1 protein-coding gene is annotated in these 418 nt (G+C 32.8%); it reads left to right on the forward strand.

The features are described 5' to 3' along the window. A partial coding sequence (locus JIG37_RS00495) for a hypothetical protein (RefSeq protein ID WP_199528380.1) occupies positions 1-418 on the forward strand: 418 nt, incomplete at both ends.

Below are 418 nucleotides of genomic sequence, written 5' to 3' on the forward strand. Positions count from 1 at the left end.
AAGTATAGAAAGGTTTATATAAATAATACAAAAGAGCTTAATTTTTATATTGAGCAAGGAGAAACGAAAAGAGGTATACCTAGCAATGATAAATTGCCTTTCTTTAACTGGGAGGTATTAAATACAGAGTTGTCAATTCCATGTGATTATTATGAGATGGATGCACAAGCTAGTTTTGTAGATGATAACTTACTTGATTTAGGTAAGTTAAGCATATGCTTAACTTATGGATATCACCTGCTTATGATAGAAAACTATAACCTAAAACGCTTCACACATCGCTTTAGTCGTGAACCTTTAAGGTTGGTATCACCAACATCTGTATTTCAGCTAAGTATTGCAGTGATATTGCATAATAATGAATATGCTCGCCAAATTTATACGTTATTTCAAGCAGGTTACATGAAGCACTGGGTGA

Origin of the sequence: Pseudoalteromonas sp. bablab_jr010, assembly GCF_016464105.1 — a bacterium.
Classification (GTDB): domain Bacteria; phylum Pseudomonadota; class Gammaproteobacteria; order Enterobacterales; family Alteromonadaceae; genus Pseudoalteromonas; species Pseudoalteromonas simplex.